At 69.1% G+C, this 501-nt stretch carries 1 protein-coding gene; it reads right to left on the reverse strand.

The window, feature by feature from the left end:
- Positions 1-501: thiamine pyrophosphate-dependent enzyme (locus tag JMF90_RS39935; RefSeq protein ID WP_236598170.1), on the reverse strand; the 501-nt coding region annotated here is incomplete at both ends.

Consider the following 501-nt stretch of genomic DNA (forward strand, 5'->3'; position numbering starts at 1 on the left):
TTTTCCTGCACGGCCGTGACGAGCTCGCCGACGTTGACCATCAGGCCGCCGTCACCGACGAGGCAGACCGTCTTCGCCGCCGCGCCCGCGAGCGCCGCGCCGATGCCCATCTGGATGCCCTGGCCGATGCCGCCGCCGAGCGCATGCACGCCGGAGCGCGGCTCGAAGATCTTCAGCAGACGGTTGCCCCATGTGCTGTTCGAGATCGTCACGTCGCGCACCCAGTTGTAGTCGCGGCCCACCGCGCCCTGCAGCGTGTCGACGAGCTTCTTGTACGGCCCGAGGCCCTTCGCCACGTCGGCCACGGCCTCCTCGCGGGCTGCCGCCAGATCGGCCGCGAATTGCGGATCGACCGACAGGCGGCCTTCGAGGCGATCGGCCAGCTCGGCCAGCACGCGCTTCGAATCGCCATGTACGAACAGCTCGTTGCGATAGCCGCGGTTGTCGGCAAGCGCATCGGCATCGACGCGGAACAGCGGTTGCGGCAGCGCGAGCTTGTAC

Origin of the sequence: Burkholderia sp. E168m23, assembly GCF_016586125.1 — a bacterium.
In the GTDB taxonomy this organism is placed as follows: domain Bacteria; phylum Pseudomonadota; class Gammaproteobacteria; order Burkholderiales; family Burkholderiaceae; genus Burkholderia; species Burkholderia orbicola.